Origin of the sequence: Microcystis sp. LSC13-02, from assembly GCA_002282935.1 — a bacterium.
Taxonomy (GTDB): domain Bacteria; phylum Cyanobacteriota; class Cyanobacteriia; order Cyanobacteriales; family Microcystaceae; genus Microcystis.
Genome location: MTBT01000250.1, coordinates 1 through 6000, shown reverse-complemented (window position 1 = coordinate 6000; position 6000 = coordinate 1). Strand labels below are relative to the sequence as shown.

Annotated in this window: 7 protein-coding genes and 1 tRNA gene; 3 read left to right on the top strand and 5 right to left on the bottom strand. The window is 46.8% G+C overall.

Annotated features, from left to right (window positions below; translation table 11 throughout):
- Window positions 1-120 precede the first annotated feature (120 nt).
- Together ftsZ and BGL89_RS15800 are read right to left on the bottom strand one after the other, a co-directional pair.
- Complete coding sequence (gene ftsZ / locus BGL89_RS15805) at window positions 121-1371, bottom strand: cell division protein FtsZ (RefSeq protein ID WP_286826509.1); 1251 nt, start codon at window positions 1369-1371, stop codon at window positions 121-123.
- Between the two features lie 192 nt (window positions 1372-1563).
- The gene (locus BGL89_RS15800; protein ID WP_286826508.1) at window positions 1564-2385 is read right to left on the bottom strand and encodes a cell division protein FtsQ/DivIB; all 822 of its coding nucleotides are present in this window, start codon (window positions 2383-2385) and stop codon (window positions 1564-1566) included.
- A gap of 245 nt (window positions 2386-2630) precedes the next feature.
- Between BGL89_RS15800 and ctpC the strand changes: the two genes are divergently transcribed.
- Entirely contained in the window at window positions 2631-3923 is a 1293-nt protein-coding gene (ctpC, locus tag BGL89_RS15795; RefSeq protein ID WP_286826507.1) for a carboxyl-terminal processing protease CtpC, read from the top strand.
- On the opposite strand, the gene BGL89_RS15790 is transcribed toward ctpC, so the two are convergent.
- Window positions 3913-4098 carry a hypothetical protein gene (locus BGL89_RS15790; RefSeq protein ID WP_002736073.1) on the bottom strand — a complete coding sequence of 62 codons (186 nt, stop codon included), beginning with the start codon at window positions 4096-4098 and terminating at the stop codon, window positions 3913-3915. The genes ctpC and BGL89_RS15790 overlap by 11 nt on opposite strands.
- Window positions 4099-4426: 328 nt before the next feature.
- Between BGL89_RS15790 and BGL89_RS15785 the strand changes: the two genes are divergently transcribed.
- A tRNA-Gln gene (locus BGL89_RS15785) sits at window positions 4427-4499 on the top strand.
- Window position 4500: 1 nt separating this feature from the next.
- Here the strand turns inward: BGL89_RS15785 and BGL89_RS15780 are convergent.
- Both BGL89_RS15780 and BGL89_RS15775 read right to left on the bottom strand, forming a co-directional pair.
- Window positions 4501-5550: an AI-2E family transporter gene (locus BGL89_RS15780; protein WP_286826506.1), complete on the bottom strand. Its 1050-nt coding sequence runs from the start codon at window positions 5548-5550 to the stop codon at window positions 4501-4503.
- Window positions 5551-5571: 21 nt separating this feature from the next.
- Window positions 5572-5718, bottom strand: coding sequence for a hypothetical protein (locus BGL89_RS15775; protein WP_216645643.1), 147 nt, complete (start codon window positions 5716-5718; stop codon window positions 5572-5574).
- Window positions 5719-5910: 192 nt separating this feature from the next.
- On the opposite strand from BGL89_RS15775, the gene BGL89_RS15770 reads away from it, so the two are divergent.
- On the top strand, window positions 5911-6000 hold a 90-nt coding region (locus BGL89_RS15770; protein ID WP_190718206.1), incomplete at its 3' end, for a helix-turn-helix domain-containing protein.

The window sequence follows — 6000 nt, the reverse complement described above, 5'->3', positions numbered from 1 at the left end:
CTAGGGAAGTATTCGGAGGTCTGTGCCAGATTGTGTCTCGGTGCGGTAGTCTCTACTTGCGTCGCCTAAATTGGTCTAGGCAAGCCCCGTCGCTTTTAGGTCGGGGTTAGTGACAGGAGGTTAGCGATCAATCTGACGACGACGTTGTTGCAAGAATTCGGGTATATCTAATCCCGGTAGTTTTGGTGGTTCGGGAGTGGGTGCTGGACTGGGTGCGGGGGCATTGATCACCACCTTGCTACCGGTGGGACGAGAGGGGGAATCGCCGGAAAAACCGGTGGCAATGACGGTAATTCTGACTTCTCCCTGCATTTTCTCGTCAATGACTGCCCCAAAGATGATATTAGCGTTGGGATCCACCACTTCATAGATAATTTCGGCGGCGGCATTGACTTCGTGTAGGGTTAGATCTTGACCACCAGTGATGTTAAAGACCACACCTTTCGCCCCTTCGATCGAGGATTCCAGTAACGGCGAGGAAATAGCAGCGATCGCTCCTTCCTTAGCCCGAGATTTTCCGGAACCGATGCCGATGCCCATTAGGGCCGAACCCGCATCGGCCATCACTGCCCGCACATCGGCGAAATCCACATTCACCAGACCGGGGATAGTGATAATATCCGAAATCCCCTGTACCCCTTGCCGCAGCACATCATCAGCGACGCGAAAAGCCTCCTGTAGGGGAGTGTCGGCGGGTATTACCTGTAATAACTGGTTATTGGGGATAATAATCAGGGTATCGACCCGACTTTGTAAACCACCCACTCCTTCATCGGCCTGATTAGTGCGACGACGACCCTCGAAGGTAAAGGGACGAGTCACAACTCCCACGGTCAAACAGCCGATTTCCTTGGCAATTTCGGCCACAATTGGAGCGGCCCCCGTTCCCGTGCCGCCGCCCATCCCGGCGGTAATAAAGACTAGATCGGTTCCTTCCAATGCTTGGGCGATTTCATCCCGAGATTCTTCCGCCGCTTTCTGTCCGATCGCCGGATTACCGCCCGCCCCTAGGCCGCGGGTTAATTTTGTCCCGATTTGTAACCTCTGGGGGGCGGAGGAATGGGCCAGGGCTTGGGCATCGGTGTTAATTGCCCAAAATTCGATTCCGGTCACGCCACTGGCGATCATGCGGTTAACGGCGTTACAGCCCCCACCGCCGACCCCGATCACCTTGATCTTGGCGACATTGCTTGGCACGATGCGATTACTACGACTTTCTTCTCGGGGTGTCATCTGTGATTCATGGGGGCGAGTAAATAATACTCCAGCATTATTCTGAGAGTAATGATTATCTTCGCTCATAGCTGAACTGGCATAATCGTTACTGTTCAGATTGGGATAGGTGGGAACGATTTCATTAATCGATGTCATTGGAATTGGAACACTCTTAGTACAAGATTCTGTTATTGATTTGATGAATTAGAGATGCAATGTTAACACTATCACTAATATTATGTGTGTTCCAGTATCTACATTATCAGTTTCTGGTTCAGAAAATCATAATTTGGGGTTTTTGGCAATACATAAAGGGAATAATTGCGGTTATTTGCTGATCAATTCCAGTTAATCCCTACCAGTTGCCGTTACTTTGGCAACGATAGGGGCTGGCTGCGGTTTTAATTGTACAGTGGGAGCATCGGGATTGCTCAGGTCAATGTAGAGAATTCGCGCTAGAGGTATCTTGGATGACAATTGCCGCGATTGTACGAGAGCGGTTAATTTTTCGGGCAATCTATCTTTATAAAAACCTAAATAGACCTGTCCCAGTTCAGTTTTTAGTACAAGATTACTAGGGTTGCGCCAATCGATGGCGGTAACTTTAATCGATAAGTTATCAACTAAGGGATAAATTTTTTGCCACTGTTGTTGATATTGTCGGTCGTAACCAAGCACTTCTAAGCTAGGTAATTGGGTTTTGGGCAGAGTTCGACCATAATAGTTTTTAGGAATTATCGTTCCCGAGGCATCTAAAAAGCCTTGCTGTTGATGGGAACGCCAACGGGCAACGGGTTTTCTTTCTTGAATAGAAACAATCACTTTCGGGGGTAATAATTGCCGCTCGATCTTAACGTCGGCAATAGCGGGAATAGCCGCTAATTTTTCTCGCAATTGATGGGTAGGTAATTCCCAGAGAGACAGAGGATAGCTTAATTTTAGCCAAGCACGAATCGACTCGGGCGACATTAATTCCGTGCCTTCGATTTCCACCTGTCCGGCCTTGGTAATTGTCCAATAGGGCGAAGTCATCCCCCAAGCTAATCCCGTCGCTAAACCACTAACCACCAGAAAGCGACCCAAGGCTTGCCACACCTTCGATCGCCTTTGGTGGCGCAGGTTTTGTCGTTTTTGTTCCAGGGAGAGGGAAGAAAGGATTTGATCACTCATAGGGAATATCCGGGACAGTTTTGCTGTTATCTTAGGTCGCGAGGTGGGCTGCTGGCAACTCGATCGCTACTCAAATAACCAGTTTGACAAAGAAGTAGATAATCAATGTTATAACAGTAGTAGTCTACAGGCGTTCTTTTGTCTGTCTCCAGGAAACCTAAACGCTCCTTTTTGCCAAGATATTTCGACGGTCAGCCAGAAAGAGCGTTCTGGCAAGAACAGCCTAATTTATCCGAAAATTACCTATGGTTATCAACAAACGCGGACTTGTTCTCGGTGCTACAGCAGTGGTCCTGTCTACCGTCGCCGTCACGGGGGCGGGATTCCGTCTCTCTCAAAGTCAAGCTTTTTTTCAGGAAAGTCCCAAGGAAACCGTTGATGAGGTTTGGCAGATCATCAACCGCACTTATTTAGATGGCACTTTTAATCAATCGGACTGGAACGCCATCCGCAATCAGTATTTAAATCGTTCCTACAAAAATCAAGAGGAAGCATACACCGCTATCCGCGAGATGTTGAAAACTCTCAATGATCCCTATACCCGTTTTATGGATCCCAAAGAGTTTAACAATATGAAGATCGATACATCAGGAGAATTGACCGGGGTAGGGATTCAACTGACCAAAGATGAGAAAACCAAGCAGTTAGTCGTGGTTTCACCCATTGAAGATACTCCCGCTTCTAAAGCTGGTGTGCTGCCTAAAGATGTGATTATTTCTATCGATGGTAAATCTACCGAAGGCATGGAACTGGAGCAAGCGGTGAGCATGATCCGCGGCAAAGTGGGGACAAGCGTTAAGATCACGATTCAACGGGGTGAGGAGAAGAAAGAATTGACTCTTACCCGGGCCAAAATTGAAATTCACCCGGTGCGCGCCCACACGGAAAACACCCCGATCGGTAAAATCGGTTATATCCGTCTTAATCAATTTAGCGCCCAAGCTAGTGGCGATATGAGTCAAGCGATTCGCGAATTGGAAACCGAAGATGTGAAAGGTTATATTCTCGATCTGCGTTCTAACCCCGGCGGTTTACTCTACGCCAGCATCGAAATCGCTCGGATGTGGATACCTGATGGTTTAATCGTCTCTACGGTCGATCGCAAAGGGGTGACGGAACGTCAACGGGCCAACAATCAAGCTTTGACTAATAAACCGCTGGTTGTCCTCGTCGATGGGGGTTCCGCCAGTGCTAGTGAAATTCTCTCCGGGGCTTTACAGGATCATGATCGGGCGGCTATTGTCGGTACGAAAACCTTTGGTAAGGGATTAGTGCAATCGGTACGCAGTCTCAGTGACGGTTCGGGATTAGCGGTGACGATTGCCAAGTATCTCACCCCCAAAGGACGCGACATCAATAAAGATGGTATTCATCCGGATGTGGAGTCGGAACTGAGCGAGGAAGATCGCAAAAATCTTCAACAGGAACGGGATCGGGTGGGAACCTTCCAGGATCCTCAATTCAAGAAGGCTTTTGAAATCTTGGAAAAAGAAATCACTGAAGGCAAAAAAACGCCCACCAATACCGCTAAACAATAGGTTGACATTTGCCCGCTCGAATTAAACCCACCCGACGGGCGATCGCTTCTCCCCGCTCGGCAAAAGGACCCCAGTATTGACCATTGACTGGGGTTTTTCCGTTTTCTAGGGCTATAATCTGACAAATTCCGGTATTTTCCTGGACAATGTACCAGTTTTGTGCGCTATTATCCATAGATTTTTCTCCTTAAATCCCTCTAAGCTAAGACGTATTTAGGGTTTGCGGCAAAAAGTTTTTCGTGGGGGCAGGGTGTGGGGTGTGGGGTGTAGGGTGTAGGGTTTTACCGATTTTGAGGTAGTCAGTTACCTAATTTTCAGGGAAAAAGTCCCGGAATTTTACCCCCGATCACTCCCAGGTCCGGCACTTTTTGAGGGAAAAAAAGTCTAAAAGCCTTATCCAACAAAGTTTTTAGATTTATTCAGCAAGCCCTAAGTAAAAAATTTTTATAAACTTCTTGACAAAACCGGGGAGATAAATGCTAGTATTAAAAAGGTCTGTCCAATGGGGATTAGCCAAGCGGTAAGGCAGCGGGTTTTGGTCCCGCCATTTCCTAGGTTCGAATCCTAGATCCCCAGTTTAAAAGTTTTTATCCCCGGTCTGCCAATGATTGAGAATATCCTCGATCAAGGCTTCCTTTAGCCAAATACGACCGATAAGCGCCAGGGGAACCGCCAGAAATAGCCCTAAAAAGCCAAAAATCGAGGCGAAAAACAACTGGGCCAACAGGGTAAAAGCGGGTAAGAGCTTGAGCGACCGCACTGTTAAAATGGGCAGCGGTGAATGACGGTCGAAATATTGAATTAACAGATAAATACTGCTGTAGAGCAGTAAAACCGCCCAGGGTTGCCAGGGAGCTTCCAGAAGGGCGATAGAAAAGGGTAAAATCGTGCTTAAAACTGGCCCGAGGTTGGGGATAAAGGTGAGAAATCCTGCGAGAATAGATTGGGAAAAAGCGAGGGGAATGCCGATCAGGGATAGACCCAGGCAACTGCCCAAGGTCATAATCAACATATGACAGAAAATCCCTTTCAGCCAAGCTTTTAAATCTCGATCGCACTGTTCTAGGATCGATCGTACCCTAGAACGGTAGAAAGCAGGAAATAAACGCAGAAAACAACGGTGGTAAGCGGCAGGATCGGCGAGAATCATCAAGCCCAGGGCAACAATTAGCAGTAAGCTGAGGATAATACCGAAAGTACCGTAAAAAATGCTTAAACCCCGGCCAGCAATTTGGTTAATCAGGGGTTGTAATTGAGCGAGCAGTGTTTTAAAGTCCGGTAAGACACTGGCCAGACTAGGATCGAGATAATCCTCAAGACTATGGACTTGTCCCCAGAGTCTTTCTATAGCTTGGGGTAATAAACTAAATAATTGGCGAAATTGTTGGACTAAAGCGGGTATAATCCCCACAAACATACCGATAATACCAATAAAGAAGCCAAAAAGAGTGATAATTAGGGCGTAGGAACGCTTGAGGTGATGACGCTGCCACCAAGTCACAGCCAAATTTAAAATCTGAGCCAGAAGAATCGCCATCAATAATAATAAGAGAATCTGTCGAATCTGCCAGAGAATCAACAGACAAAAGACCAACAGAACTAAACCGAGGCTGCTGCCAAAAGTCATGATGAGTAAGGAGAAAAATTCCTAATCAGTTATTGTCCGTCTCCAGAGGGCAAAAACCGTGAGCAGAAAAGGAGTAAAAACCAGAATTAAAGTGTTAAGAGGACTGGGAGCGATCGATAATAAAGGGGCAAGATATTTAATTCCCAGGGAAATCAAAGCCGATATCAAGATTATTTTTATAATAAAGCCGCTCATAGATCAATGTTTAGGTGACACAAGCACTATCTTATCCCTGAAGAGGTTAAAAATTGCTCAGAATGTGGAAATCATCGAAAATTTGGGTCTGAAACCCCGTCGTTTCACGACGGCTTTACCGTTAAATACTAGCGCATTTACCAAATATATGCTAAAATGCTCCCCATGGAAAAAGCCTATTCGTTTCGATTTTACCCCACACCCGAACAAGAGTCGCTATTGCGGCGCACTTTGGGCTGTGTAAGATTGGTTTAC